27 protein-coding genes are annotated in these 26391 nt (G+C 64.8%); 19 read left to right on the top strand and 8 right to left on the bottom strand.

Going from position 1 to position 26391, the window contains the following annotated elements; all coding sequences use genetic code 11:
• Positions 1 to 96: 96 nt before the first annotated feature.
• The 11 genes from A5906_RS32940 to A5906_RS32895 all read left to right on the top strand — a co-directional run bounded on the left by A5906_RS32940 (position 97) and on the right by A5906_RS32895 (position 11352).
• Entirely contained in the window at positions 97 to 3078 is a 2982-nt protein-coding gene (locus A5906_RS32940; protein ID WP_080139294.1) for a patatin-like phospholipase domain-containing protein, read from the top strand.
• Between the two features lie 139 nt (positions 3079 to 3217).
• A complete protein-coding gene (locus A5906_RS32935; protein ID WP_008136857.1) occupies positions 3218 to 3370 on the top strand; it encodes an aa3-type cytochrome c oxidase subunit IV in 153 nt (50 codons plus the stop codon).
• 132 nt (positions 3371 to 3502) lie between these two features.
• Positions 3503 to 4630, top strand: coding sequence for a Re/Si-specific NAD(P)(+) transhydrogenase subunit alpha (locus A5906_RS32930; protein WP_080139293.1), 1128 nt, complete (start codon positions 3503 to 3505; stop codon positions 4628 to 4630).
• A gap of 11 nt (positions 4631 to 4641) precedes the next feature.
• A complete protein-coding gene (locus A5906_RS32925; RefSeq protein WP_014492434.1) occupies positions 4642 to 4959 on the top strand; it encodes a proton-translocating transhydrogenase family protein in 318 nt (105 codons plus the stop codon).
• A gap of 39 nt (positions 4960 to 4998) precedes the next feature.
• The gene (locus A5906_RS32920) at positions 4999 to 6396 is read left to right on the top strand and encodes an NAD(P)(+) transhydrogenase (Re/Si-specific) subunit beta (protein WP_080139292.1); all 1398 of its coding nucleotides are present in this window, start codon (positions 4999 to 5001) and stop codon (positions 6394 to 6396) included.
• A gap of 13 nt (positions 6397 to 6409) precedes the next feature.
• Positions 6410 to 6580, top strand: coding sequence for a hypothetical protein (locus A5906_RS43365; RefSeq protein ID WP_167523735.1), 171 nt, complete (start codon positions 6410 to 6412; stop codon positions 6578 to 6580).
• Positions 6581 to 6602: 22 nt separating this feature from the next.
• Positions 6603 to 7400: an alpha/beta hydrolase gene (locus tag A5906_RS32915; protein WP_080139291.1), complete on the top strand. Its 798-nt coding sequence runs from the start codon at positions 6603 to 6605 to the stop codon at positions 7398 to 7400.
• On the top strand, positions 7354 to 8832 hold the full coding sequence (locus A5906_RS32910; protein WP_080139290.1) for a sodium:proton antiporter: 1479 nt from the start codon (positions 7354 to 7356) through the stop codon (positions 8830 to 8832). Before A5906_RS32915 ends, A5906_RS32910 begins: the two co-directional genes overlap by 47 nt.
• A gap of 139 nt (positions 8833 to 8971) precedes the next feature.
• A complete protein-coding gene (locus A5906_RS32905) occupies positions 8972 to 10069 on the top strand; it encodes a calcium:cation antiporter (protein ID WP_080139289.1) in 1098 nt (365 codons plus the stop codon).
• A gap of 12 nt (positions 10070 to 10081) precedes the next feature.
• A complete protein-coding gene (locus tag A5906_RS32900; RefSeq protein ID WP_080139288.1) occupies positions 10082 to 10366 on the top strand; it encodes a cupin domain-containing protein in 285 nt (94 codons plus the stop codon).
• Between the two features lie 89 nt (positions 10367 to 10455).
• Positions 10456 to 11352 (top strand): hypothetical protein, encoded by an 897-nt coding sequence (locus tag A5906_RS32895; RefSeq protein WP_080139287.1) that lies wholly within the window; start codon positions 10456 to 10458, stop codon positions 11350 to 11352.
• 21 nt (positions 11353 to 11373) lie between these two features.
• Here A5906_RS32895 and A5906_RS32890 read toward each other — a convergent pair whose 3' ends face one another.
• Both A5906_RS32890 and rpsU read right to left on the bottom strand, forming a co-directional pair.
• Positions 11374 to 12027 (bottom strand): tetratricopeptide repeat protein, encoded by a 654-nt coding sequence (locus tag A5906_RS32890; RefSeq protein ID WP_080139286.1) that lies wholly within the window; start codon positions 12025 to 12027, stop codon positions 11374 to 11376.
• 216 nt (positions 12028 to 12243) lie between these two features.
• Entirely contained in the window at positions 12244 to 12540 is a 297-nt protein-coding gene (rpsU, locus tag A5906_RS32885; protein WP_027545547.1) for a 30S ribosomal protein S21, read from the bottom strand.
• Between the two features lie 260 nt (positions 12541 to 12800).
• Here rpsU and aqpZ point away from each other — a divergent pair, with 260 nt between their 5' ends.
• Positions 12801 to 13523, top strand: coding sequence for an aquaporin Z (aqpZ, locus tag A5906_RS32880; RefSeq protein ID WP_080139285.1), 723 nt, complete (start codon positions 12801 to 12803; stop codon positions 13521 to 13523).
• A 35-nt stretch (positions 13524 to 13558) separates the two neighbouring features.
• Here the strand turns inward: aqpZ and A5906_RS32875 are convergent, their stop codons facing one another.
• Complete coding sequence (locus A5906_RS32875) at positions 13559 to 14665, bottom strand: 5-(carboxyamino)imidazole ribonucleotide synthase (RefSeq protein WP_080139284.1); 1107 nt, start codon at positions 14663 to 14665, stop codon at positions 13559 to 13561.
• Positions 14662 to 15150, bottom strand: coding sequence for a 5-(carboxyamino)imidazole ribonucleotide mutase (purE, locus tag A5906_RS32870; RefSeq protein WP_080139283.1), 489 nt, complete (start codon positions 15148 to 15150; stop codon positions 14662 to 14664). The genes A5906_RS32875 and purE overlap by 4 nt, the downstream gene beginning before the upstream one ends.
• 142 nt (positions 15151 to 15292) lie before the next feature.
• Here purE and A5906_RS32865 point away from each other — a divergent pair, with 142 nt between their 5' ends.
• Positions 15293 to 15994, top strand: a complete 702-nt coding sequence (locus A5906_RS32865; RefSeq protein ID WP_080139282.1) for a GGDEF domain-containing protein — start codon at positions 15293 to 15295, stop codon at positions 15992 to 15994.
• 146 nt (positions 15995 to 16140) lie between these two features.
• Here the strand turns inward: A5906_RS32865 and A5906_RS32860 are convergent, their stop codons facing one another.
• From A5906_RS32860 to A5906_RS32850, 3 genes are all read right to left on the bottom strand, one after another.
• Positions 16141 to 16392 carry a hypothetical protein gene (locus A5906_RS32860; protein WP_018641549.1) on the bottom strand — a complete coding sequence of 84 codons (252 nt, stop codon included), beginning with the start codon at positions 16390 to 16392 and terminating at the stop codon, positions 16141 to 16143.
• Positions 16393 to 16535: 143 nt separating this feature from the next.
• The gene (locus A5906_RS32855; protein WP_080139340.1) at positions 16536 to 16754 is read right to left on the bottom strand and encodes a hypothetical protein; all 219 of its coding nucleotides are present in this window, start codon (positions 16752 to 16754) and stop codon (positions 16536 to 16538) included.
• 115 nt (positions 16755 to 16869) lie between these two features.
• Complete coding sequence (locus tag A5906_RS32850) at positions 16870 to 17076, bottom strand: YdcH family protein (RefSeq protein ID WP_027545541.1); 207 nt, start codon at positions 17074 to 17076, stop codon at positions 16870 to 16872.
• A 329-nt stretch (positions 17077 to 17405) separates the two neighbouring features.
• On the opposite strand from A5906_RS32850, the gene A5906_RS32840 reads away from it, so the two are divergent.
• Positions 17406 to 17585 carry a YdcH family protein gene (locus A5906_RS32840; protein ID WP_025034152.1) on the top strand — a complete coding sequence of 60 codons (180 nt, stop codon included), beginning with the start codon at positions 17406 to 17408 and terminating at the stop codon, positions 17583 to 17585.
• A 114-nt stretch (positions 17586 to 17699) separates the two neighbouring features.
• On the opposite strand, the gene A5906_RS32835 is transcribed toward A5906_RS32840, so the two are convergent.
• Positions 17700 to 18803 (bottom strand): NAD(P)/FAD-dependent oxidoreductase, encoded by a 1104-nt coding sequence (locus tag A5906_RS32835; RefSeq protein WP_080139281.1) that lies wholly within the window; start codon positions 18801 to 18803, stop codon positions 17700 to 17702.
• Positions 18804 to 19005: 202 nt separating this feature from the next.
• Here A5906_RS32835 and A5906_RS32830 point away from each other — a divergent pair, with 202 nt between their 5' ends.
• The 5 genes from A5906_RS32830 to A5906_RS32810 all read left to right on the top strand — a co-directional run bounded on the left by A5906_RS32830 (position 19006) and on the right by A5906_RS32810 (position 26271).
• Positions 19006 to 21693, top strand: a complete 2688-nt coding sequence (locus A5906_RS32830; RefSeq protein WP_080139280.1) for a sensor domain-containing protein — start codon at positions 19006 to 19008, stop codon at positions 21691 to 21693.
• A gap of 141 nt (positions 21694 to 21834) precedes the next feature.
• Positions 21835 to 23295, top strand: coding sequence for a glycerol-3-phosphate dehydrogenase (locus A5906_RS32825; protein ID WP_080139279.1), 1461 nt, complete (start codon positions 21835 to 21837; stop codon positions 23293 to 23295).
• A gap of 75 nt (positions 23296 to 23370) precedes the next feature.
• Positions 23371 to 24543 carry an ABC transporter ATP-binding protein gene (locus tag A5906_RS32820; protein ID WP_080139278.1) on the top strand — a complete coding sequence of 391 codons (1173 nt, stop codon included), beginning with the start codon at positions 23371 to 23373 and terminating at the stop codon, positions 24541 to 24543.
• Entirely contained in the window at positions 24540 to 25454 is a 915-nt protein-coding gene (locus tag A5906_RS32815; protein ID WP_080139277.1) for an ABC transporter permease, read from the top strand. The genes A5906_RS32820 and A5906_RS32815 overlap by 4 nt, the downstream gene beginning before the upstream one ends.
• A 4-nt stretch (positions 25455 to 25458) precedes the next feature.
• On the top strand, positions 25459 to 26271 hold the full coding sequence (locus tag A5906_RS32810; RefSeq protein ID WP_080139276.1) for an ABC transporter permease: 813 nt from the start codon (positions 25459 to 25461) through the stop codon (positions 26269 to 26271).
• The last annotated feature ends 120 nt before the right edge of the window (positions 26272 to 26391 follow it).

The raw sequence follows: 26391 nt of genomic DNA, 5'->3' as shown, positions 1-26391 counted from the left end.
GTTGGCGCAAACCGCCAGACTAATTCAGGAGATACTGCGGAAGTAATTTTCAACCGTTGATTGTCGATTGGTCGATTTTTGCCTGGGGAGGCACCCATGCTCGATCAAGGACCTGCCGCGCCGGTGCCGGAGTCGAAAAACGCTGCCGCGATCGAGCAGGAAATTCCCTGGTGCGAGAAGCACCATCAGATCGTCCGCGACGAAATCGCGGCGATCAACACGCGGCGTGAGCCGGACCGTCGCATCGATCCCGATCGCTTTGAGAGCTGCCAGTTGCTCGACGTGACCGGGCTGGCATTGTCGGGCGGCGGCATCCGCTCGTCGGCCCTCTGCCTCGGCGTGCTCCAGGCGTTGAACCACCACAATTTGATCGGTCGGATCGACTATCTCTCCACGGTATCGGGCGGCGGCTATATCGGCACCTCTCTCAGCGCCACCATGACGGCGGCGCGGCGATTTGTCTTCGGCGAGCGGCCGGTCGGCGGAACCGTCACGGCCGCCGAGATCAGCGACACGCCTTCGGTTGGACATCTCCGCAATTATTCCAACTATCTGATCCCGGCCGGGGCGCGCGATCTTCTGACCGGAATTGCAATCGTCGTGCGGGGGCTGACTGCCAATATCGGCTTGACGCTACCCATCGTGCTGCTCCTGGCCGCCGTCACCGTGTGGTCGACGCCGCTGCGGAGCTGCCTCACGGATGCCAACGTCTTTGGTGTCAGCCTCAGCAACAGGAAGCTATGCGAACTGCACAATTTCAGCAGCGTCGATCGCTACGGTTTCAGCACGTTCGGCGCCGCGATCGCCCTGGTCATGTTCCTCTGCAGCGCGCTCACTTATTTCGCTTCGCGCTCCGTCCGCGGCAGCGGGCCCAGCGTCGTGCTCGCTTACATTGGCGGGCTGGCGTTGTTGATGGGTGTCGCCTGCGATTTCGCGCGGCTCCTCCAGGTCCATCATTTCGCGCTGACGCTCGCGATGGCCATTATCGGGGCCGTGCTGTTCTTTGGATGGGCCCTCAAGCAGTCGTTTGCAAGCCCGCAGAAGCGGCAGGAGTTCCGTTCGCACTGGCCGAGCATGGGGGCGACCTTCCTGGTGCTGCTGGCGGTGATCGCCTTCTTCGAATTTCAGCCCTTCATGCTGGAGCAGATGTTCGATGTCGCCGAGAGCAACGCAATTGGCGGACCGGCCGCAGGCGTCGCGATCATCTGGATCAAGTCGCTGGCGGCCGCAGCCGCGCCAATCGGTGTTTTCGTCACCGCATTCAGGCAGCAATTCGCAGAGCTGTTGAAGGGAAACGGTGCGTCCTCGCAGTGGGCATCGCTGATCCTCAAGATCGTTGCCAAGGTCGCGCTTTGGATTGCGGGTCTCGCGCTTCCGCTCATCATCTGGGTCGCATACCTCTATCTGTCGTATTGGGGCATCTCCAACGATCTGTTCGAGCAGTGCTCGCCGGACCTGGCCTCGCAGAGAGAATGCGTGGCGAATGCCAAGTCGAACGCTCCCTCCGGCAACCTCGCCGGCAGGATCCAGTTCGACGCCGGCAAGGGCACATTGTCGGCCGAGATCACGCCCAAGGCCGCGCCGCCGGTCGCAGACCGCAGCGAGCGGTTGACCCCGACCTGGCACACACCCGCGTGGCTTGAATTCCTGGCCGAGAAAGTCGGACCGGTGGTTCAGGTCCGTTTTCCCGATCTGTTCAAGGGCGAGGCTTCGGAACTCGCCTATTCCTACAGTCTGCCGAAGGTGATCCTTTACATGTTCGCCGGCGCCATGCTGTTCGCCATCTCGTTCTGCCTGACGCCAAATGCGAACTCGCTGCACCGGCTGTACCGCGATCGCCTGAGCAAGGCGTTCCTGTTCGACCCGACGCGATCGGCCGACGGCGGCGTTGGGCGCGCCGAAGCCAGCCTCGATCAGGGGCGCGATTTCCGGGCGCTCGATCGCATGAAGCTGACTGATCTCTATGCGGTTCCGGCCGAGGCTGCGCGAATTCCGGGGCTGTCGGCCACGCCGAAGCTGCACGCGCCCTATCAGCTCATCAATACGGCACTGAATATCCAGGGCTCGGACTTTGCCAATCGGCGTGGCCGCAACGCGGACTTCTTCCTGTTCTCCGCGCTGAATGTCGGCAGCGAGGCCACGGGCTATGCGCCCACGGGGCTCGTCCAGGACGATGAGCAAAGTCTCGATCTCGCAACCGCAATGGCGATTTCCGGCGCCGCGGCTTCCTCGAACATGGGCTCGAGCTCGATCAAGGCACTGACGCCGACGCTTGCGCTCCTCAACGTACGGCTCGGCTATTGGCTGAAGAATCCGCGCTATGTCGACGAGCGCGTGCGGCCGCAACGCCGTTCCACGCCGCTCTATTTCTGGTCGGAAATCTCGGGGCGCCTGTACGAGAACAGCGACAGCGTCTACCTCACGGACGGCGGCCACATCGAAAATCTCGGCGTCTACGAACTGCTGCGCCGGCGCTGCAGGCTGATCATCGCGGTCGACGCGGAAGCCGATGCGCCGATGAATTTCGGTTCCCTGATGACGCTGCAGCGTTATGCCCGCATCGATCTCGGGGTCCGGATCGACCTGCCGTGGACGCCCATTCGCGAGCGCACGCGTGCGCTCATGGCCCGCAATGCCGACAAGGCAGGCGATCCCGCGGCGGCGGACGATCATGACGAGGTGGTGCAAGACCACGTCCACGTCGCCATCGGCACCATCGACTATGGAGGAGATGAAAAAGGCTATCTCGTCTACATCAAGTCGTCGCTGAACGGCGACGAGAACGACTATATTCGTGATTACGCGCGCCGAAACGACCGCTTCCCCCACGAGACCACAGGCGACCAGTTCTTCTCCGAAGAGCAGTTCGAGGTCTACCGCGCGCTTGGTTTCCACATGACCCATGGCTTCCTGTCCGGCGACCATCCGGTGGCGGTCGGGTCCGGCATCAGGCCGCGGACGGTCCGGTTCACCGCGGCGGGCGAACCTGCCGTCGATGCGGTCCGCCAGGCGCTCGGACTTGTGGTGCTGCAGCGGCGCACCGCGAGCGTCGCCGCCACGATGATCGATCAGGAGTGAGCGCACGAGAGCCGGATTCCCGGCAATCGGAATTCCAAATGACCCGATTTGCGGGAAAACCACGCCCTGGTGCCGTTGCCCTGCTTGAAAGATTAAGGTATCCCAGCCCGAGAATTCGACTTTCGACTGGGGACAATCCATGGCTGACCATAGCGAAGTGGCGTACACCACTGCCGACGGCAACGACTACGTTGCCCACGAGCAGACCTATGAGGGCTTCATCAAGCTGGTGAAATACGGCACGGCCTCGGTCGCGCTCATCGTGATCCTGATGGCGATCTTCCTCACCTGATCCTTGCAGCACCGCCAGCGTCGTCGGTGCTCATAAAATTTGCATTCAAACCGGTGCCAAAACCGGTATCCAACGTTGCGGGAGTGACGCTAAGTTCGCGTGCGCGCATTTTCCCGCGCCGCCGGAGGGCCTATGAAGATTGCCGTTGCCAAGGAAATCGATCCGTCGGAGCCGCGCGTCGCCGCTTCGCCTGATACGGTGAAGAAGTTCAAGGCGCTGGGCGCCGAGATCGCCGTCGAGCCCGGCGCTGGCATCAAGTCGGGCCTGCCGGATTCCGAATTCACCGCCGTGGGCGCCACCGTCAGCGCTGACGCGCTCAAGGACGCCGACATCGTCATCAAGGTGAAGCGACCGGAGGCCTCCGAGCTTGCGCAGTACAAGCGCGGCGCGCTCGTCATCGCCATCATGGACCCCTACGGCAACGAGGCCGCGCTGAAGACGATGGCCGATGCCGGCGTCTCCGCCTTCGCGATGGAACTGATGCCGCGCATCACCCGCGCGCAGGTGATGGACGTGCTGTCCTCGCAGGCCAACCTCGCCGGCTACCGCGCCGTGATCGAGGGCGCCGAGGCCTTCGGCCGCGCCTTCCCGATGATGATGACGGCGGCCGGCACCGTGCCCGCCGCCAAAGTGTTCGTGATGGGCGTCGGCGTCGCCGGCCTCCAGGCGATCGCGACCGCGCGCCGTCTCGGCGCCGTCGTGACCGCAACCGACGTGCGGCCTGCGACCAAGGAACAGGTGGAATCGCTCGGTGCAAAATTCCTCGCCGTCGAGGACGAGGAGTTCAAGAACGCGCAGACCGCCGGCGGCTACGCCAAGGAAATGTCCAAGGAATACCAGGCCAAGCAGGCCGCGCTCACCGCCGAGCACATCAAGAAGCAGGACATCGTGATCACGACCGCGCTGATCCCGGGCCGGCCGGCGCCCAAGCTCGTCTCCAGCGAGATGGTCAAGTCGATGAAGCCGGGCTCGGTGCTGGTCGATCTCGCCGTCGAGCGCGGCGGCAATGTCGAAGGCGCCAAGGCCGGCGAGGTCGTCGACCTCGATGGCATCAAGATCGTCGGCTACACCAACGTTGCCGGCCGCGTCGCGGCCTCGGCCTCGAGCCTCTATGCTCGCAATCTGTTCTCCTTCATCGAGACCATGGTCGACAAGAAGGAGAAGAAGCTCGCCGTGAACTGGGACGACGAGCTGGTCAAGGCCACCGCGCTGACCAAGGACGGCGCCGTGATCCACCCGAACTTCCAGCCGAAAGCGTAAGGAGAGTCGCCATGGAGCATGCTGCACAGGTCGTCGACCCCTTCATCTTCCGGCTGTCGATCTTCGTCCTCGCCGTCTTCGTCGGCTATTTCGTGGTGTGGTCGGTGACGCCGGCGCTGCACACGCCGCTGATGAGCGTGACCAACGCGATCTCCTCGGTGATCGTGGTCGGCGCGCTGCTGGCCGGCGGCGTCGCCAACGTTTCCAGCGGCTCTGGCTGGGCGCGCGCCTTCGGCTTCGTCGCGCTGATCTTTGCCTGCATCAACATCTTCGGCGGCTTCCTTGTCACCCAGCGCATGCTGGCGATGTACAAGAAGAAGTCGAAGTAAGCGGCCACCTCGGGCTGATGGGATCAATGGGGACCTGAGATGAGCGCCAACCTCTCTGCATTTCTGTATCTCGTGGCGGGAGTGCTGTTCATCCTGTCGCTGCGCGGGCTGTCGAGCCCGGCATCGTCGCGCCAGGGCAATCTGTTCGGCATGATCGGCATGGCGATCGCGGTCGCCACCACGCTTGCCAACCATCCGCCGGCCGACGGTCTGGCCTGGGTGCTGGTGATCGTCGGCATCGCGATCGGCGCCGCGATCGGCGCGGTGATTGCGCGGCGCGTGCCGATGACGTCGATGCCGGAACTCGTCGCCGCCTTCCACTCGCTGGTCGGCATGGCCGCGGTGCTGGTCGCCGCCGGCGCGTTCTACGCGCCCGAGGCCTTCGACATCGGCACCCCCGGCAACATCCATCCGCAGAGCCTGGTCGAGATGTCGCTCGGCGTCGCCATCGGCGCGCTGACCTTTACCGGCTCGGTGATCGCCTTCCTGAAGCTGTCCGCGCGCATGAGCGGCGCGCCGATCATCCTGCCGTTCCGCCACGTCATCAACGTCGTGCTCGGCATCCTGCTGGTCGTCTTCATCGTCGGCCTCGTGCTGTCCGGCAGCGCGTTCGACTTCTGGATGATCGTCATCCTGGCGCTGGCGCTCGGCGTGCTCATGATCATCCCGATCGGCGGCGCCGACATGCCGGTCGTGATCTCGATGCTGAACTCCTATTCGGGGTGGGCCGCGGCCGGCATCGGCTTCACGTTGGGCAACTCGGCGCTGATCATCACCGGCGCGCTGGTCGGCTCGTCGGGCGCGATCCTGTCATACATCATGTGCCACGCGATGAACCGGTCCTTCATCTCGGTGATCCTCGGCGGCTTCGGCGGCGAGACTGCGGCGGCCGGCGGCGGTACGGGCGAGCAGAAGCCCGCCAAGCTGGGCTCGGCGGACGATGCGGCCTTCATCATGAAGAACGCTTCCAAGGTCATCATCGTGCCCGGCTACGGCATGGCGGTGGCGCAGGCCCAGCACGCGCTGCGCGAGATGGCCGACATCCTGAAGAAGGAAGGCGTTGAGGTGAAATACGCCATTCACCCGGTCGCGGGCCGCATGCCCGGCCACATGAACGTGTTGCTGGCCGAAGCCAACGTGCCCTATGACGAGGTGTTCGAGCTCGAGGACATCAACTCCGAATTCGCGCAGGCCGACATCGCCTTCGTGATCGGCGCCAACGACGTCACCAACCCGGCGGCCGAAGAGGACAAGTCCTCGCCGATCTACGGCATGCCGGTGCTGCAGGTCTGGAAGGCCGGCACGGTAATGTTCATCAAGCGCTCGCTGGCGTCGGGTTACGCGGGTATCGACAATCCGCTGTTCTACCGCGACAACACTATGATGCTGCTCGGTGACGCCAAGAAGGTCACCGAGAACATCGTCAAGGCGATGTAACGCGGGAGGGACCGTGGCCATCAACAAGGAATGGCACCGGTCCCATCGCATGCCCCCCAAGACGACGCGCGAGCAGCGCATCGCCTGGCACGCCGCCCACAAGGCAGCGTGCGGCTGCCGCGACGTTCCCGCCAGCATCAGGCCCGACGTCATGAAATTGCTGCGGAGCCGTCGCAAGCCCTGATGCGGAGACGGGCCGCCTCATCATGACCATCGTCAAGTGGATCGCCATCCTGCTCGTGACCGTCTATCTTGCCGGTCTCGTCGTGCTGTACGTCCGCCAGCGCGAGATGCTGTTTCCGATCCCGCCGGTCGGTCGCACCGCGCCCGATGCCGCGGGCCTGCCCGAGGCGGAAGAGCATGTCCTGACCACGTCCGATGGCGAGAAGGTGATCGTCTGGCACGTCCCGGCGAAGCCCGGTCGTCCCGTGATCCTGTTCTTTCCGGGGAATGGCGATTTCCTCGCCGGCCGCATCGATCGCTTCAAGGCGATCACGGCTGACGGTACCGGCCTCATTGCGCTGTCCTATCGCGGCTACGCCGGCTCCAGCGGGGCGCCGAGCGAAGAGGGGCTGCTGCGCGATGCCGCTTCCGCCTACGCCTTCACCGCCGCGCGCTATGCCGCGGAACGAATCGTCGCATGGGGCTTCTCGCTGGGGACGGGCGTCGCGGTTGCCATCGCTTCCGAACATCCCGTCGGCAAATTGATCCTGGAGGCGCCGTACACCTCGACCGCCGACGTCGCCGCCGCGGCGTTCCGCTTCGTCCCGGTCCGTCTCCTGATGCGCGATCAGTTTCGCTCCGACGAGCGGATCGCGCGCGTCACGGTGCCGCTCCTGGTGATGCATGGCACCAATGACCTTGCCATTTCGATCGCGTTCGGAGAGCGTCTGTTCGCGCTCGCGCATGAACCGAAAGAGTTCGTTCGCTTTGCGGGCGGCGGACACGAAAATCTCGATGCGTTCGGCGCGATCGAGACAGCGAGGCGCTTCATTGCTTCCTAGACGGCTTCCGGCCTGGCGGAACTGCGTGGTCGTCGCCGCGCCTTTCGTGCTGTTGCCGCAGCCCGCATGGGCTGCGGCGGGGATCGACGGCGCGGCGATGCGCTGGCCCTATGCGCTGCCCTTTGCCGGCCTGCTGCTGTCAATCGCGCTCGGGCCGCTGCTGTTCGCAAAATTCTGGCACCATCACTACGGCAAGATCGCCGCGGCCTGGTCGCTGCTGGCGCTCGGCTCGCTCGCGCTGTCCGCAGGGGGCATGGCGACGCTGGCCGCGCTGGCCCACGCCATGCTCGCCGAATATCTCAGCTTCATCGTGCTGCTGTTCTCGCTCTATGTCGTGGCCGGCGGCATTCTCATCACGGGCGACATCAGGGTCACGCCGGCGGCGAATGCCGGCATCCTCGCGCTCGGCACGCTGATGGCGAGCGTCGTCGGCACCACCGGGGCGGCGATGATCCTGATCCGCCCCTTGATCCGCGCCAATCGGCCGCGGCGCCACAACGCCCATGTCGTCATCTTCTTCATCATCCTGGTCGCCAATGTCGGCGGCGCGCTGAGCCCGCTCGGTGATCCCCCGCTGTTCGTCGGCTTCCTGCACGGCGTCGATTTCTTCTGGACCGCGCGGAACATCTGGCTGCAGACGATGATCGTTGCCGGACTGCTGCTCCTCATCTTCGTCGCCGTCGACATCTGGCGTTTCAGGAGCGAGCCGCCGCTCGGCGACACAGGTCCAGGGAAGCCGATGCGGATCCGCGGCCTCGTCAATCTGGTGCTGATTGCGGCCATCGTCGCCAGCCTGCTGGCCTCGGCGATGTGGAGACCCGGCATCGCCTTCGACGTTCTCGGAACGAAGCTGGAGCTGGAAGATACCGCCCGCAACGCGGCGCTGCTGGCGATTGCGGCGCTGTCGGTGTGGCTGACGCCGGACGAGCACAGGCAGGCCAACGGCTTCACCTGGGAGCCGATCCGCGAGGTCGCAAAGCTGTTCGCGGGCATCTTCGTCGCCATCATTCCGGTCATTGCCATGCTCAATGCCGGCCACCACGGCGCCTTCGCCTGGCTGTTGTCGGCGGTGACGGCGCCGGACGGCACGCCGCGCGAGGCCGCCTATTTCTGGTCCACCGGCCTGATGTCGGCATTCCTCGACAATGCGCCGACCTATCTCTTGTTCTTCGAGCTGGCCGGCGGGGACCCGCAAGTGCTGATGCATGCCCTGTCGGGCACGCTGGCCTCGATCTCCATGGGCGCGGTCTACATGGGCGCACTCACCTATATCGGCAATGCGCCGAACTTCATGGTGAGCAGCATCGCCAGCGAGAACGGCATCGAGATGCCGAGCTTCTTCGGCTATCTGCTGCGCGCCGGCGCGGTGCTGATCCCGCTGTTCCTGCTGCTGACGGTCCTGCCGATCGCGCCGATCCTGCACTGGCATTGAATCTGACGGCCGATTTGTTACTGCTCGCGCGAGATGCGATGGAGCCTCATCGCACCTCGGTCTCTTCGATTGAGCATGATCTTTTCGGAAAACCGCGGCACACTTTTCCGGATCATGCTGGAAACACTGGAGCCAGTGGATGAGCGCGCATAGTCCGATGCCCCGGTCGGCCTGGATCTTCCCGGCACTGGCCGTGCTGTTGTTCGTAGCCGTCAGCGCGACGGACTATGTCTTCACGCTGTCGCTGGCCGGGCTCGTCTTCGCCATCGTCCTTCTGGTCATCTTGTTCGGAACGGTGTTCGCCGCCGTCCATCATGCCGAAGTGATCGCCGAACGGGTCGGCGAGCCCTATGGCACGCTGGTGCTGACGCTCTCGGTGACCATCATCGAGGTGGCGCTGATCACCACGATCATGCTGGGCGAGAAGCCGGCCCCGGAACTGGCGCGCGACACCGTGTTCGCCGTGGTCATGATCGTCTGTAACGGCCTCGTCGGGCTCTGCATCTTCATCGGCGGCCTGCGCTATCGCGAGCAGGGCTTTCAGCTCTCGGGTGCCAACGTCTATCTCAGCGTCCTGTTCGCGCTCGCGACCATCACCCTGATCATGCCGAACTACACGACCACCACGCCGGGACCGGTCTATTCGTCCGTTCAGCTCGGCTTCGTCGATGTGGTCACGCTCGCGCTTTACGCGGTGTTCCTCTACACCCAGACGGTTCTGCACAAGGACTACTTCGTTCATGAACGGGCGGAAGGCGAGGGCGGGGCCGTGCATCTGTCGGCCGGGACGCTCGCGCTCACCGTTGTGTTGCTCCTGGGCTCGCTGCTGGCGGTCGTGCTGCTGGCCAAGAAATTCTCGCTGGTGGTCGATGCCGTGGGCGCCAGGATCGGCGCGCCACCGGCCTTCGCCGGCCTTCTGGTCGCGCTGCTGATTCTGATGCCGGAGGGTGTCGCGGCCATCGCGGCGGCCCGCAAGAACGATCTCCAGAAGAGCATCAATCTCGCGCTCGGCTCGTCCCTGGCGACCATCGGCCTGACCATCCCCGCCGTCGGCGTCGCCACCTACGCGCTCGACAAGGAGCTCGAACTCGGCCTCAGCGCCCAGGGCAGCGTCCTTTTGCTGCTGACCTTCTTCCTGAGCATGCTGACCTTCGGCACGGGCAGGACCAATGTCCTGTTCGGCCTGGTCCATATGGTGGTATTTGCCGTCTACGTGTTCATGGTTTTCGTGCCGTAGAAGGAACCCCCGATGCTTGCCGCCAAATCTGAAGTCCAGATCGACAACGAAGAGGTCCGGGTGACCGAATGGCGGCTCGCCCCGGGCAGCGCGACCGGGCACCACACCCACGGGATGGACTATGTGATTGTTCCCGTCGTCGCCGGCGAAATGACCATCGTGGCGCCCGGCGGCGAGCGATCCAAGGCGCAACTTGCGGCCGGAAAATCCTACTTCCGCAAGGCCGGCGTCCAGCACGACGTACTTAACGAAACCTCAACTGAGATCGTGTTCCTTGAGATCGAGCTGAAGGCGTAGGGTTAGCCTTTGCCATCGATCCGTCGCAGTTGATCCCTTACAATTGCCCCAAAGTTCCCGCATCTGGTCGCGCGGGGAGTGGCCGAGAAATGCTGAAATACCTCGCTAAAATCTCGATGGATATTTTCCCCTCGGTGCTCGCGACGATCATCGGGGCCTATATCGTTAACCACTACATCAACGCCAAGCCGGCGCCGGACAGCCCCGCGGCCGTCGCCGCGCCCGCCGAGACCGGCAAGGGCGCCAAGCCGACGGATACCGCCAACCTGCCCGCACCCGGCGTCAAGGCCAAGGGCATTCCTGAAAAGAGCGTCTCCGAGAAGGGCGTGACGGAGAAGACTGCGGCCGAGAAGCCTGCCGACAAGGCCGAGACCAAGGCTGCGGACGTTGCTCCGGCTGAGACCGCCTCGCACGGCCGCCCGGCGCGCGAGAAGGCGGCCGCGAAGTCGACCCCGGCGGCCACCGCGCCGGTGGTGGAGGCCAATTCAGCGCCGGCTGCGGCATCCCAGGCTGCGGCCCCCGACGCCAACGATCTGGCGCGTGCCGCCATCGAGCGTCTTCGCAAGTCGCCCGAGGGCAAAGCCGCCGAAGCCAAAGCTGCCGAGACCAAGCCGGTCGAGCGGACCCCCGAGCCCGCCGTCCGCGAAGCCGCCCGCGTCCCAGAGGCCCCGCGCGTCATCACGACGGAGCCTTCAGCGGTGCGTCCGCTGCCGCCGCCGATCACGGTGTCCACGCCCTCCCCCGAGGCGTATGGCAATGGCAATTCGCAGCCGTCCTACACGGCCTCGGTCGGCAACGACGACCCGAATCGGATCACGCCGCCGGCTGACATTCCCGTGCCTGTCATCGCGCCGCCGCTCGACCTGCGTGCCGACGCCGGCGCGACCATGCCTCGGCCGAAGAAGACCAACGTCGCGGACGAGATGCTGTCGGGCATGAAGTCGATGTTCCACTCCGTCCTGCCGAAGAGCTCCACCCCCGATTAAGACGGCGCCTCTTCCGCCCTGTCAGCCGCCGACGCGGGCGAGGCCGCTGCGGGCGGCATCGTCGCGTGGACGAAGGGCAACCGCCTTGTTGTAGGACGCCGCCGCCTTGGCCCGGTCGCCGAGCCGCTCATAGGCTTGCCCGCGCGCGGTCCAGACCTGGACATTGTGCGGATCGGCCTCTGAGGCTTCATCCAGATCGGCCGCGGCTTCCTTGACCTTGCCGAGCGCGAGATAGCTGGTGGCGCGGCCGAGCAGCGGCTCGGCCTTTTGCGGGTTGAGCCCGCTCGCCGCGCTGAAATCGGCGATGGCGAAATCGTGCTGGTTATTGCCCTGGTAGATCAGCGCGCGGCCATAAAGCGCCTGCGCATTATAGGGATCGAGCCCGACGGCGCGATTGAACTCGTCAAGCGCTGCCGCCGTCTCGCCTGCCTTGGCGAGGGACTGGGCCTTTGCCGTGTGGGCCTGGGCTTCGGTGACGTTGCCGGCGCTGACCGCCGCGCTCTCGGCAGTCGCCGCCGCCTTCGGTGCCTCCTGCGGTTTCTCCTTCTCCGGCATCAGCGATCCCAAGTCGAAGGAGCAGCCGCACAGTGCGATCCCCGTCAGGGCCAGCGCGAGCGGCTGCCGCCAGATCGGGCGCCGTCGCGCCAAGCCGCGCTTGGGGAAAGGGGGGGCCATCTACGGTTCGCTCGCGCTAGAGCATGATCCGGAAAGTGTGCCGCGGTTTTCCGAAAAGATCATGCTCAAACAACAATCTAGAGCGCGATGATCAACCTCATCGCGCTTTAGTGCCGCATCGGTAAGTGCCCGTCCCAGAAAGGCACCGCTACAAAATAATAACGCGGGCTCTGGGCCCGCGTCATCGAAAACTGAAGTCTGGTAAATACGGAAAGATCAGCGCGGTCCGCGCGGACCTGCACCCGGGCCGCCACGACCACCACGCTCGCCACCGGGACCAGCGCCGAACACCGGCTTCGGCTTCATCGGCAGCAGGCCTTCGCGCTGCAGCTTCTTGCGGGCCAGCTTGCGCGCACGGCGCACGGCCTCGGCCTTTTCGCGGGCCTTCTTCTCGGAGGGCTTTTCGTAGTGGCCGCGGAGCTTCATCTCGCGGAAAATCCCCTCGCGCTGCATCTTCTTCTTCAGCGCCTTGAGGGCTTGATCGACATTGTTATCGCGAACGAGAACCTGCACGCGGCATCCTCTTCAGTGGATCGGATTTGAATTCTGGTAAGTCAAAGGGGATGGCAAAACGCGCAAGCCCTTAACCTTGAGGGCGCGGATGTATCAGACAAAACCTGGATTGTCCACCGGCCAAGAGGTGTTTCGGGCCAAGTTCAGCCATTAAATGCGGCGAAAATAGCCCTGGGCGGTCCCGATTTGGGCGGTTCGATGCCCTTGGCGCGGCCGCGGCCGGAGCTTTGTTCCGGAATCTATGAAATCAGGGGACGACAATGGATATGAAAAAATATGCTGCCGAGGCTATCGGCACCTTCTGGCTCACATTCGCAGGTTGTGGCAGCGCCGTGATCGCGGCCGGCTTCCCGCAGGTCGGAATCGGTCTGGTCGGCGTGTCCCTGGCTTTCGGCCTCAGCGTGGTCACCATGGCCTACGCCATCGGCCACATCTCGGGCTGCCATCTCAATCCGGCGGTCACGGTCGGTCTTGCAGCGGGAGGCCGGTTCCCGACCGGACAGATCCTGCCCTATATCGTCGCGCAGGTCGTCGGCGCGATCGTTGCGGCTGCGCTGCTCTATGTGATCGCCAGCGGCGCCCCGGGCTTTGACGTCACCAAGGGCTTTGCGTCGAACGGCTTTGGTGCGCATTCGCCTGGTCAATACGGCATGGTGGTGTGCTTCCTCACCGAGGTGGTGATGACCATGATGTTCCTGTTCGTCATCATGGGCGCCACCCATGGCCGCGCCCCCGCAGGCTTCGCGCCGCTCGCGATCGGGCTCGCGCTGGTGATGATCCATCTCGTCAGCATTCCCGTCACCAACACGTCGGTGAACCCGGCGCGCAGCACCGGCCCCGCGCTGTTCGTCGGCGGCTGGGCGCTGGCGCAACTCTGGCTGTTCTGGGTCGCACCGCTGATCGGGGGCGCGCTGGGCGGAGTGGTCTATCGCTGGCTCAGCGAGGAGCCCGCCGGCGTCGTCGCGGGCGTGAAGACGGCCTAATCCGCGAACGGGATCGCAGCTTCCGCTGCGGTCCCTCACTTGTCCTTGGCGGGCCGGACTTCGGTGACGTGGCCCATCTTGCGGCCGGGGCGCGGCGCGCCCTTGCCGTAGATGTGCACCGTGGCGCCCGGCACGGTCAGCCATTTGTCGTAGTCGTTGATCTCGTCGCCGATCAGATTGGTCATGGTGACGATCTCGCCGTGGCGCACCGGCTTGCCGAGCGGCCAGCCGGCGATGGCGCGGATGTGCTGCTCGAACTGCGAGACGGAGGCGCCGTCCAGCGTCCAGTGCCCGGAATTGTGCACGCGCGGGGCGATCTCGTTCACAAGCACCTTCGGTCCGGTGCCGTTGGCGAGCACGAACATCTCCACCGCCAGCACGCCGACATAGTCGAGCGCGGTCGCGATCTTGCTCGCGACGTCGCGCGCCTGGTCCGCCAGCGTGTCCGGGATCGGCGCGGGGGCGCGCGACACTTTCAGGATGTGGTCGCGGTGCTCGTTCTCGGTCACGTCGAAACACTCGACCTCGCCCGTGGCCGAGCGCGCGGCGATCACGGAGATCTCGCGCTCATACGGGATGAAGGCTTCCAGGATCGCCGATTTGGTGGCGAGGCTGGTCCACACCTTGGCGATGTCGTCGCCCTCGCGGATGATGGCCTGGCCCTTGCCGTCATAGCCGAAGCGGCGGGTCTTCAGCACCGCCGGGAGCCCGATCCTCAGGATCGCCTCGCGCAGCGAGGAGACGGAGGTGACGTCGGCATAGGCCGCAGTGCCGATGCCGAGCTTCGTCACAAAATCCTTCTCGGCGAGCCGGTCCTGGGTGGTCTCGAGGATCTTGCGATTGGGCAGCACCGGACGGCGCGCATCCAGCACCATCGCGGCGGCGGCCGGCACGTTCTCGAATTCGTAGGTGATGACGTCGACGTCGTGGGCGAACAGCTCCAGCGCTTCGACGTCGGCATATTCTGCGCAGGTCGCGTTCAGCACGACGTCGAAGGCCGGCGAATCCGGATCGGGCGAGAACACCTGGCAGCGCAGGCCGAGCCGCGCCGCAGCCATTGCCAGCATCCGCCCCAATTGTCCGCCGCCAAGGATTCCGATGGTGTCGCCGGGCTTCAGCTTCACCTGCTTTGCGTCAGTCACGCCTTGTCCTCCGGACGCTCGGCAACCGCGTCGGTCTGCGCCTTGCGCCAGGCGGCGAGGCGGCCGGACAGGGCCGGGTCGGACAACGCCAGCACGGCGGCCGCAAGCAGCGCCGCGTTGATCGCGCCGGCCTTGCCGATGGCGAGGGTGCCGACCGGGATGCCCGCGGGCATCTGCACGATCGAATAGAGCGAATCGACGCCCTTGAGCGTCCTCGATTCGACGGGAACACCGAACACAGGCAGTTCCGTCAGCGCCGCCGCCATGCCCGGCAAATGTGCAGCGCCGCCGGCGCCGGCGATGATGACTTTGTAACCCTCCGCCTTGGCGCCCTTGGCGAAGGCAAACAGCCGGTCGGGGGTCCGGTGGGCCGAAACGATACGGGTGTCCGCGACGACACCGAGCGCGTCGAGCGTCTCGGCGGCATGCCGCATCGTGTCCCAATCCGACTGGCTTCCCATGATGATGGCGATCGGCGCGGTCATGACGTCAATTGTGCTCGGGAAAACAGAAACATAGGCCAGATTAACGGTTCCGGCCGGCGGCTCGCAAGGCGGTGGCAAGGAGAAGGGAATGCACTATCCTGTCTTGGTGAATCCCCGCAAGCCTTCATTGAGCAGGATGCCCATGAAGAAACCAAAAAGGGCGAGCGCTGCGAAGGCTAAAAAGGGCCGGAAAGCCAGCGCCAGCCGATCCAAGGCCGCCGCGAATCGCCCGGCCAAGCTGGCCTCGCGCGCAGCGCCTGCGGCCGACGACAGCAAGGCGACCATCCGCGACCTCAAGGGCAAGCTCAAGGCGGCCCTGCTGCGGGTTTCGGAACTGGAGGCGGCTGCCGACACCGACTTCCTGCTGGACATTCCGAACCGGCGCGGCTTCGAGCGCGAGCTCGGGCGTGCCATCGCCTACATGAAGCGCTACCGCGCCACTGGCGCGTTGATCATGCTCGATGTCGACCGGCTGAAACCGATCAACGATTCCTTTGGCCATGCCGCCGGCGACGAGGTGCTCAAGGCGATCGTCGCTGCGCTGACGCGGCAGGTCCGCGCCTCCGACGTGGTCGGCCGGCTTGGCGGCGACGAGTTTGCGCTGCTGCTGTGGAATCTCAACGAGACCGATGCCAAGGCGAAGGCCGCGACCCTCGAGCAGGCGATCGACGAATTGTCCTTCGTCTTCCGCGGCCAGCACGTGACCGCAGGCGCCTCCGCCGGCGTCGCGTTGCTCGGCCCGCACTCCAACGCAGGCCGTGCCCTGGAAGAGGCCGATGCCGCCATGTATGTGCGCAAGGCGCGCCGCCGGCACGAGCCGCGGATCAGGCTCGTCAGCAACTAGCGCATGATCCGGAAAAGTGTGAAGCGGTTTTCCGGAAGATCATGCTCAAACAATACCTAAAGCGCGATGACGATTCATCCCAATCTCATCGCGCTTTAGACCCTGACTCGAGGGCCGCGTCAGCGCTCACACCCAAACGACAATCCCTACAGCGTGGCGAGATCTTCCGGCACGTTGCCGAATTTGCGCAGCAGCGTCGCGTCGCCGAATTCGCCGGTCATGGGATCGCCGCTGCGGCTGAAGGCGACCGCGCCGATGTGGCCGGCACCGCGCGCCAGAATCTCGGCGCGGCGCAGTGCTGCCGACGAGGACTGACATTCCTCCGCCGCGCCTGCGACGGGTGATCCGTCGGCATCAATCAAAAAGGGCATTGCAACGTAATAGGTCACGTCCGACATGGCGTTGCTCCAATGTTGAAAGCCAAAGCATGATCCGGACAAGCGCGCTTCCGTCGCGACAAACGCGGAACGCGTTCGCGCGGAGATCATGCTCGAAAAATAACCTGAAGCGCGATGACGATTCTTCCCAATCTCGTCGCCCTTCAGGCGGCGCTGTTCCTGCTCCGCATCTGGCTGCGGGAGGTCTCGGGAATGCAGCCGGCTGAAATCGCCGCCTGCAATTCTTCCAGTTCCGCCTCCAGATATTCGTTGGCCATGATCAGCGCCTTGATGGTGCTGCGCAGATTGCCGTCGCACATCGCGATCGCCTGATCGCAGGCCTGTTCATAATGGCTGTTGTCCAAGAGAGCGGTTGGCGACATCTGCATGGTCCTTTGAGTTGTCCTTGGGCGTTTCCTGGGGGCGTTCAGAATGTTCCTATTTTGTTCTTTTCGAGTCAAGAGGGTTGAGACGCGACACCCACCGCGGCGAGGACGATTAGGCGATGATGTCGGGGGTGATCTGGTCTTCGATGAACGCGATGCGGTCGCGCAACAACAGCTTGCGTTTTTTCAGCCGCTGCAACCGCAACAGGTCGGGGGCAGGCGATTGATGCAGTGCATCGATCGCCGCGTCGAGATCTCGGTGTTCCTGCTGCAACCGGGCGAGCTCGGCTTCGAGTTCGCGCTCGTCTTCATGGGTCATGTCTGCGGTGGCCGAAAAACCGATAGGCGTGAGATTAAGGCTGTGGATGCCTTGTGGAAATTATCGTCCTTGCGCGGCGTGACCGCAAGCGATCTCGGGCCGCCACGCACCGATCTCTCGCAAGATATTTCAACGGTTCGCTGCGGCGTTGCGCAAGTGCATTGATATCATGGATTTTTCCCGCGCGGTTCCGTACTCACGCTTCATTACATATGAATTTTCAAAAATGACGAAGCGACGACGGATATCCATCGACAGAACGAATCGGTGATGTAGACTTCGCTGTCCGGATCGAATCCTGAGGTTCAACCCTACCGAGGAGGTTTCGAATGACAATTCAGGCACATCTTGTTGAATTGGAGCGGAAGCACAAACTTCTCGAAAACGAATTGCACGAAGCACTCGTGCACCTTTCAACAGACGACCTGCAAATTGTTGAGTTGAAGCGCCGGAAGTTGATGGTCAAGGACCAGATCGAGCGTCTGAAGCAAGGCGATACGCTCCACTAGTAACCCCCGTAACAGTGTTGAGTTGATCGTACCCTTTCAGGCAGGGATGAGAGCCTTTGCGCTCATCTTCCCTGCTGCAAGGTGCGAAGCCGTGCAAAGATCTTTGCGCGGGGTTCAGATATTTGCGAGCTCGGCAACGTGATCGGCGATCGCGAGCGAGGACGTCAGTCCCGGCGATTCGATGCCGAACAGGTTGATCAGGCCTGCAACGCCGTGATCGCGCGGGCCCTGCATCAGGAAATCCTGGGTGGCCACTGCCGGCGGCACGATCTTCGGGCGGATGCCCGAATAGCTCGGCATCAGCGCACCATCGGGCAGCGTCGGCCAGTATTTGCGGATCGCCGGGTAGAAGCGCTCGGCGCGTGACGGATCGACCTCGTAGTTGATCGTCTCGATCCACTCGACGTCAGGACCGAAACGCGCCTGCCCAGCCATATCCAGCGTCAGATGCACTCCCAACCCGCCGGGCTCGGGCACCGGATAGATCAGGCGCGAGAACGGCGCCCTGGCGTTGCAGCTGAAGTAGTTTCCCTTCGCGAGATAGGCCGGCGGAATCCGGTCCAGCGGCATGCCCTCGATGTTGCGCGCGACCGTCGTCGCCGAGAGTCCCGCAGCGTTGACGAGGAGGCTGCATTGCAGCGTCATCGGCGCCTCGCCGCCAGCTTCGACTTCAATGACACCGGCCGCCGCCTTGGCGCGGATCAGCGGGGTATGAAACGCGAAGGCAGCGCCGGCCCCCTCGGCCTCGCCGCGTAGCGAGAGCATGTAGGCGTGGCTGTCGATGATGCCGGTCGAGGGCGAGAGCAGCGCAGCGTCGCAGGCAAGGGCCGGCTCCAGCGCGCGTGCAGCCTCGCCCGCGAGCAGCTGCATGTCGAGCACGCCATTGGCCTCGGCGTGCGCCTTGATCGATTGCAGCTTCTCGGTTTCCTTGGCATTGGTGGCGACGATCAGCTTGCCGCAATTCTTGTGGGGGATGCCGCGCTCGCCGCAGTAGCGGTAGAGCGCGTGCTTGCCGCTGACGCACATCCGCGCCATCCAGCTCCCGGCGCGGTAGTAGATCCCGGCATGGATCACCTCGCTGTTGCGTGAGGAGGTGATGGTGCCGATGGCCTCGGCCTCCTCGAGCACGATGACCTCACGCCCGGCCTGGGCGAGCTTCCGTGCCACCGCGAGCCCGACCACGCCGGCTCCGACGACGATGCAGTCGACCTTATCCATGGTTGAGCAGGACGTCCGCTGGGAGCGCTGGTGGCCTTGGACCAGAGAACGAGGGCTTGGGGCCGTTTTCCGTTAAGGAAGCATTTATCATGTCAGGGCAATTGCCGTATTTGGCGTCACATTTTTCTGTTGCGCGTACAGGCGTTTACCCGATCCAAACCCGTGAGGCCAGACAATCCGACGTTGAAATCGCGGGTGGCTGATGGCTGAGAAGAACTGGCACGCGGGCAGCACGCTTCCGATTGCTGTGCAGGCCGTCGTGTGCCTGGCCGGCGCGGTCGCGCCTGCGCGTGCCCTTGCGTTCGAGGACAGCCTCGCCGCGCCGAGCCATCTCGGCACGCTCGATCCCAGCCTGGTCTGGGAAGCCCTGATCGCGGGAGTCGTCGTCTGCGCGTTCCTGGCCACCGTCGCGCTGTGGGTCCATTCGGCGCTGCGTCGGACCCGGCGGTTGCAATTGCGGCGCAATGCCTTCGTCTCCTCCGCCATGAACAATCTCAACCAGGGCGTGGTGATGACCGATGCACAGCGGCGCATCATCTTCTGCAACGACCGCTATCTCGATATTTACGGCCTGACCCGCTCGGACCTTTGGGCTGGCATGACCGGCTACGACATCCTTGAGCTGAGGCGCAAGCGGGGCGTCCTCGGCGGCGTCTCGGACGACGAGTTCTACGAGAAGGCGGCAAGCCCCAATGGCCTGATCACCGAGCTGCCCGACGGTCGGGCCATCCTGGTGAAATATTTCATCCTGCCGAATGGCGGATCGGTCGCGACTCACCTCGACGTCAGCGACCAGCGCAGGCTGTCGCAACAACTCGCCTCGACCAAGCAATTCCTGGAGACTGTGCTGGACAACGTGCCGGCCTGCGTCGCCGCCAAGAACATCGAGGACGGCCGCTACATCTTCGCCAACAGCGCCTATGAGCGCTTCTGGGGCTTCTCGCGGGACCATGTCGTCGGCAAGGACGCGCGCGAGCTGTTTGCGCCCCGCTCGGCGGCCAGCATCGAGGCGACCGACCGGGCGGCGCTCGATTCGCCGGACGGCCAGTTCCGCAACGAGTTCGAGGTCGAGCGCGGCGGGGAGCGGCGCATGGTCGCCTCGATCCGCATCGCGGTCCGCAATGAAGCCAACAGGCCCGGATTCCTGCTGCTGGTGTTCGAAGACATCACCGACCGCCGCTCACTGTCGCAGGAGCTGGAAAGCACCAAGAAGTTCCTCGAGCTCGTGGTCGACAACATCCCGGTCGCGCTGATCGTGGAGCAGGTCAAGGACGGTCGCTACCTGCTCGCCAACCGCAGCGCCGAGACGATCCTCAACCGCCGGCGCGAGGAAGCCACGGGCCTGACCGCGTCCGACATCTTCAATCCCAAGGAAGCCAAGCTGATCATCGCCCGCGACGAGGCGGCGATCAAGAAGCGCGGGATGATCACCGAGGAGCATCCGATCTCCACCAAGGACGGCCTGCGGCTGTTTTTGACCCGCCGCGCCACGGTGCTCAGCGACGCCGGGGAGCCGCAATATCTGATCAAGACCCATGAGGACGTCACCGACCGCCGGCAGACCGAGTCGCGCATGGCGCACATGGCCTATCACGACGGTCTCACCGATCTGCCGAACCGCGCCGCCTTCCTGCAGGCGCTGACCCAGATGATCGAGGCCTGCGAAGGCACCGGCGAGGAGTTCGCCGTGCTCTGCATCGACCTCGACGGGCTCAAGGAGGTCAACGACGTCTTCGGCCATGCGCTCGGCGACAAGCTCCTGATCGAGGTTGCCCAGCGGCTCCAGGACTCCGCGCGGGGCGGCGTGGTGGCGCGCCTGTCCGGCGACGAGTTCGGCTTGATCATCGACGGCAAGCAGCCGGAGGCGGGTCTCGCACTCGCGCAGCAGATCGGTGATGCCGTCGCGCGGGAATTCCAGATCGACGGCCGGCCGGTTCGCGCCGGCGTCACCACCGGCATGTCGATTTTCCCGCACAATGGCGCCGATGGCGCCTCGCTGCTCGCCAATGCCGGTGCGGCGCTGTTCCGCGCCAAGCAGAAGTCGCGTGGCACGATCAGCCTCTACCAGCCGGAGATGGACCAGCAGATTCGCGATCGCCGCGTGCTGCACCAGGATCTCTCGATGGCGATCAAGAACGGGGAGCTCTCGCTCGCCTTCCAGCCGCAGGGGGCCGCGGGCCTCAGCGTCGCCGAGAGCGAGATCATCGGTTTCGAAGCCTTGGCGCGCTGGCAGCATCCGGTGCGTGGCCAGGTCTCGCCGGCCGAATTCATCCCGATCGCCGAGGAGAGCGGCCTGATCGTCGAGATGGGCGAGTGGATCCTGCGCGAGGCCTGCCGCGAGGCGGCGTCCTGGCCGAAGCCGCTCCAGGTCGCGGTCAATCTGTCGCCGGCGCAGTTCATGCACGGCGACGTGGTCGGCCTCGTCCATTCGATCCTGATCGAGACGGGCCTCGCGCCCGGCCGGCTCGAGCTCGAAATCACCGAGGGCGTGCTGATCGAGGACTTCGACCGGGGCCTTGCCCTGCTGCGCCGGCTGAAGGCGCTCGGCGTGCGCATCTCCATGGACGATTTCGGCAGCGGCTATTCCTCGCTGAGCTATCTCCAGGCGTTCCCGTTCGACAAGATCAAGATCGACCGTGCCTTCATCATCAATCTCGGCCGCAATCCGCAATCGGCGGCGATCGTGCGCGCCGTGATCGATCTCGGTCACGGCCTCGAAATGTCGATCATCGCCGAGGGCGTTGAGACGGTCGAACAGCTTGCCTTCCTCGCCAGGGAGGGCTGCGATGGCGTGCAGGGCTATCTGCTCGGCAAGCCCCTGCCGATCGGGAAATACGCCGATCTCGTCGGCCGCAGCGAGACCATGGAGCTTGCGCTCAAGACTGGTTAGTGCGTTTTCGAGCGAAGGGGGATCCCGGTTCGCGTCAAGAAAACGCGTCAAAACCAGAATCTGGAGCCCGTTCCGATTTCATCGGAACGGAAATAGCTCTAGGGATGAGAGCGTTTCGTTTCGCTCCCTCTCGACGGTTTCATGGCGGACTACGATCTTGCGATCATCGGCGGCGGCCTGAACGGTGTCAGCCTCGCGCGCGATGCGGCCGGCCGCGGTCTGCGCGTGATTCTGTTCGAGCAGGGTGATCTCGCGGGCGCCGCGTCCTCTGCGACACCGCGGCTGATCCACGGCGACCTGTCGGTATTGGAGCGCCGTGGCTTCTGGCGGGTGCGCCGAGCGCTCGCCGAGCGCCGGATCTGGCTCCGGATCGCGCCGCACCTGGTCCGGCCGATGCGTTTCGTGATCCCCGCGCATTCCGAGGAGCGTCCGCCCTGGCTGCTGCGCGTCGGTCTGTATGTTTATGACGGCCTCACGAACCGGGGCGGTTTGCCGCCGTCGGCGACCCTCGACATCACGCATCATCCGGTCGGCAACGCACTGAAGCGTCCCTTCGGCACGGCGTTCGAATATTCGGACTGCGTCGTCGACGATTCCCGGCTGGTCGTGCTCACGGCGCTGGATGCCGCCGAACGTGGCGCTGCGATCCGGACCGGGGCGCGCTGCGTCCGCGCCGATCGAACCGAGACCTGGCGGCTCGCGGTGATCGATCGCGGACATCGCCGCGCGATCACGGCGCGGGCCCTGGCCAATGCCACCGGCGGCTGGACGCCGATCGTCGCGGACACCGTGCTGCGGCAGCCCCAGCCGGCAATGGCGGCCACGCAGATGAGCCAGATCATCGTGCCGCGCCTGTTCGATTCCGAAAACGTCTACGTCTTTCAGAACAATGACGGGCGGCTGATCTTCGCCCGGCCGTTCGAGCGCGATTTCACGCTGATCGGCACGGTCACGCATGCCTTCACAGGCGACCCCGCGATCGTGGCGATGCCCGGCGCCGACGTCAGCTATCTCTGCGAGGCCGCCAGCCGCTATTTCCGCGAGCGCGTCGCCCCGACGGACGTGGTCCGCACTATCTCCGGCGTCAACCTGGCGCTGGTGTCCGCGCGTGGGCGCGGCGGCACGACGCTGTTCCATGCGCGCCGGGGCAAGGCGCCGCTACTGACGATGTTCGGCGGCGATGTCACCACCTCGCGGCTGCGAGCGGAGCGGGCGGTGACGAAGCTGACCCCGTTCTATCCGATGTCGCCGCCCTGGACCGCCGGCGCGGCGCTGCCAGGTGGAGATTTCGCCTGGGACCGTTTCGACACCGAGGTCGACCTTGCGCGCGACCGCTGGCGCTTTCTGTCGGAGCCGGAGGCCCAGCGCCTGGTAGCGGCCTATGGCTCGCGATTGCCGGCGGTGCTCGGCGAGGCGAAGACACGGGAAGAACTCGGCCCCATCTTCGGCCCTGAGTTGACTGGCGCCGAGGTGCGCTACCTGATGACCCACGAATGGGCTCGTTTCCCGGACGATATCCTGTGGCGACGCTCCAAGCTTGGCCTGACCATGCCTGTGGCCGACCGTGACGCGCTGGCGGCGTTCATGGCGAATGTGATGTGAACGATCCTCCCCGAACCGGTTGAGCAAAGGCCGATCGGCCGCTAGCGTGCGGCGGAATCGGGGTTGGCAGGGACCATGGCGGAAGAGTTGCCCGGAACGAATGTGGCGGCGGGTGCAGCCGCCGGAGATGCATATCCCGCAGCGGGGCAGGCGCTGCTGCGTATCGAGGGCGTCGCCAAGTCCTTTGGAACGTTCCGGGCCGTGGATGGCGTCTCGCTCGACATCAGGGCCGGTGAGTTCTTCGCGCTGCTGGGCCCCAGCGGCTGCGGCAAGACCACGCTGCTGCGCATGCTCGCGGGCTTCGAGGCGCCGGACGAGGGGCGCATCCTGCTTGGCGGCAAGGACATTGCGCAGGCGCTGCCGCACGAGCGCCCGATCAACATGATGTTCCAGAACTATGCGCTGTTCCCGCATCTCTCCGTGCGCGACAACATCGCCTTCGGCTTGAAGCGCGCCGGCATGGCGCGCGCCGAGATCTCGGCGCGCGTTGCGGAGATGGTCGCGCTGGTGAAGCTCGAGGGCCTGGAGAAGCGCAAGCCGGACCAGCTCTCCGGCGGCCAGCGCCAGCGCGTCGCGCTCGCCCGCGCCCTGGCGCGCCGGCCGCAGCTGCTGTTGCTCGACGAACCGCTTGCAGCCCTCGACAAGAAGCTGCGCGAAAACACGCAAGGCGAGCTGATGGAGCTGCAGCGCCGGCTCGGCATGACATTCATCATCGTCACCCACGACCAGGAGGAAGCCATGACGATGGCGAGCCGGATCGGCGTGATGAAATCAGGCAAGCTCGCCCAGGTCGCGCCCCCTCGCGAGCTCTACGAGGCGCCACGCTCGCGCTGGATCGCGGAGTTCGTCGGCGACATCAATCTGTTCGACGCCGAGTCCAGATTGCGGGATGGTCATCGTCTGGTCGTCGGCACGCGTGATGCGGGTCCGCTGGTGGTGGCCGAGCCGCGCGAGCCGGTCGGTGAGGCAAGATTTTCGGTCGCGATCCGCCCCGAGAAGGTCAAGCTCTCGCGCCGAGGCCCCGTGAGCGAGGCAGGGCATGAGGCGGCGATCAACCGGCTCGATGGTGTGGTCGCGGACATCTGCTATCTCGGCGGCACCACGACGTACAAGATCAAGCTCGACACCGGCGGCATGCTGCAGGCTTCCGTCGTCAACAGCGCACGCATCGACGTTGACGCCTACAGCCTGAGCCAGCATGTCGTCGCCTGGTTTACGCCCGACGATTGCGTGGTGCTGCCGTCATGAGCTCCCGCCGCATCTTCGCGCGCCCCGCGCGCTTTGCCGCGATCGCGCCCTATGTCTGGATGGTGCTGTTCTTCCTGGTGCCGTTCGCCTTCGTGCTCAAGATCAGCCTGTCGCAGACCGCGATCGCGCAGCCGCCCTACGAGCCCGTGTTCGATTTGACGGCGGGATGGGAGGCGCTCAGGGCTGCCTTCGCAGCGTTGTCGATCGACAATTTCAAACTGCTCGGCTCCGACGACATCTACGTGTTCGCCTATGTGCGCAGCCTCACCGTCGCGATCACGGCGACTGCGCTGCTGCTCCTGATCGGTTATCCCATCGCTTACGGAATGGCGCGGCTGCCGAAGCGCTGGCAGGGGGTGGCGATGGTGCTGGTGATCGTGCCGTTCTGGACCTCGTTCCTGATCCGCATCTATGCCTGGATCAACATCCTCCAGCACGACGGCTTGCTCAACCAGATCCTGCTGGCGCTGCATCTGGTCGGCCAGCCCGTGGTGTGGCTGTCCACCGACACCGCGATGTATATCGGCATCGTCTATTCGTATTTGCCGTTCATGATCCTGCCGCTCTACGCCACGCTCGCCAAGATGGAGCCCGTGCTGGAAGAGGCGGCCTCCGACCTCGGCGCACGGCCCTGGCAGGTGTTCTGGCTCGTTACCTTTCCACTGTCGCTGCCCGGCGTCGGTGCCGGCGTGCTCTTGTGCTTCATCCCCATCGTTGGCGAGTTCGTGATTCCTGATCTCCTGGCCGGCTCCAATTCGCTGATGATCGGCCAGACCCTGTGGCTCGAATTCTTCACCAACAAGGACTGGCCGGTCGCCTCCGCCGCGGCCATCGCGCTGCTCGTCGTGCTGCTGGTGCCGCTCTTGCTATACGAACGGCTGCAGAAGCGGCAGCTCGAACAGGGAAGGTAGGGCGATGCGCAAGGTCTCCGGCCTGTCCCGCTTCAACATCGCCTCGCTCGCGCTGGGGCTGGCGTTCCTTTACTTGCCGATCCTGATCCTCGTTCTCTATTCCTTCAACGCCTCGCGGCTGGTGACGGTGTGGGGCGGCTGGTCGCTGCACTGGTATCGCGAGCTCTTCAACGACCGTGCCATGATCGAGGCGGCCTGGATGAGCTTGCGGGTCGCAGTCGCCTCCGCGACGATCGCGACGCTGCTCGGCACGCTCGCGGCCGTGGCGCTGTCACGCGGCGAACGGTTTCGCGGCCGCACGCTGTTCTCCGGCATGCTCTATGCGCCGTTGGTGATGCCGGAGGTGATTACCGGCCTCTCGCTGCTCTTGCTGTTCGTGGCACTGAACGCCGAGCGCGGCTTCTGGACCGTGACGATCGCCCACACGACGCTGACCATGTGCTTCGTCGCCGTGGTCGTGCAGTCCCGTCTGGGCTCACTCGACCGCTCCCTGGAGGAGGCGGCGATGGACCTCGGCTGCAACCCGGTGCGGGCTTTCATCGCCGTGACGCTGCCCCTGATCGCGCCGGCGATCGTCGCCGGCTGGATGCTGGCGTTCACGCTGTCGCTGGACGATCTCGTGATCGCGAGCTTCACCACCGGCCCCGGCTCGGCGACACTGCCGATCCGGATCTACTCGGAGGTGCGGCTCGGGGTGAAGCCCGAGATCAATGCGATCTGCACGCTGGTGATCGCCCTCATCGCGGTGGTGATCGTCATTGCCTCGCTGGCTTCAAAACTGTCGAGTTCACAGGGCGAGAGCGCTGCGCCGCTGTGAGCGGCTTGTCATTGCGAGGAGCGTAGCGACGAGGCAATCCAGAGTGCTTCCATGGGAGCATTTCTGGATTGCTTCGCTGCGCTCGCAATGACGAAGGAGGGCTACGACTTCACCGCACCC

The organism is Bradyrhizobium sacchari (assembly GCF_002068095.1).
Classification (GTDB): Bacteria; Pseudomonadota; Alphaproteobacteria; order Rhizobiales; family Xanthobacteraceae; genus Bradyrhizobium; species Bradyrhizobium sacchari.
The sequence above is the reverse complement of the archived record's forward strand: the minus strand, read 5'-3'. Positions and strand labels throughout refer to the sequence as shown.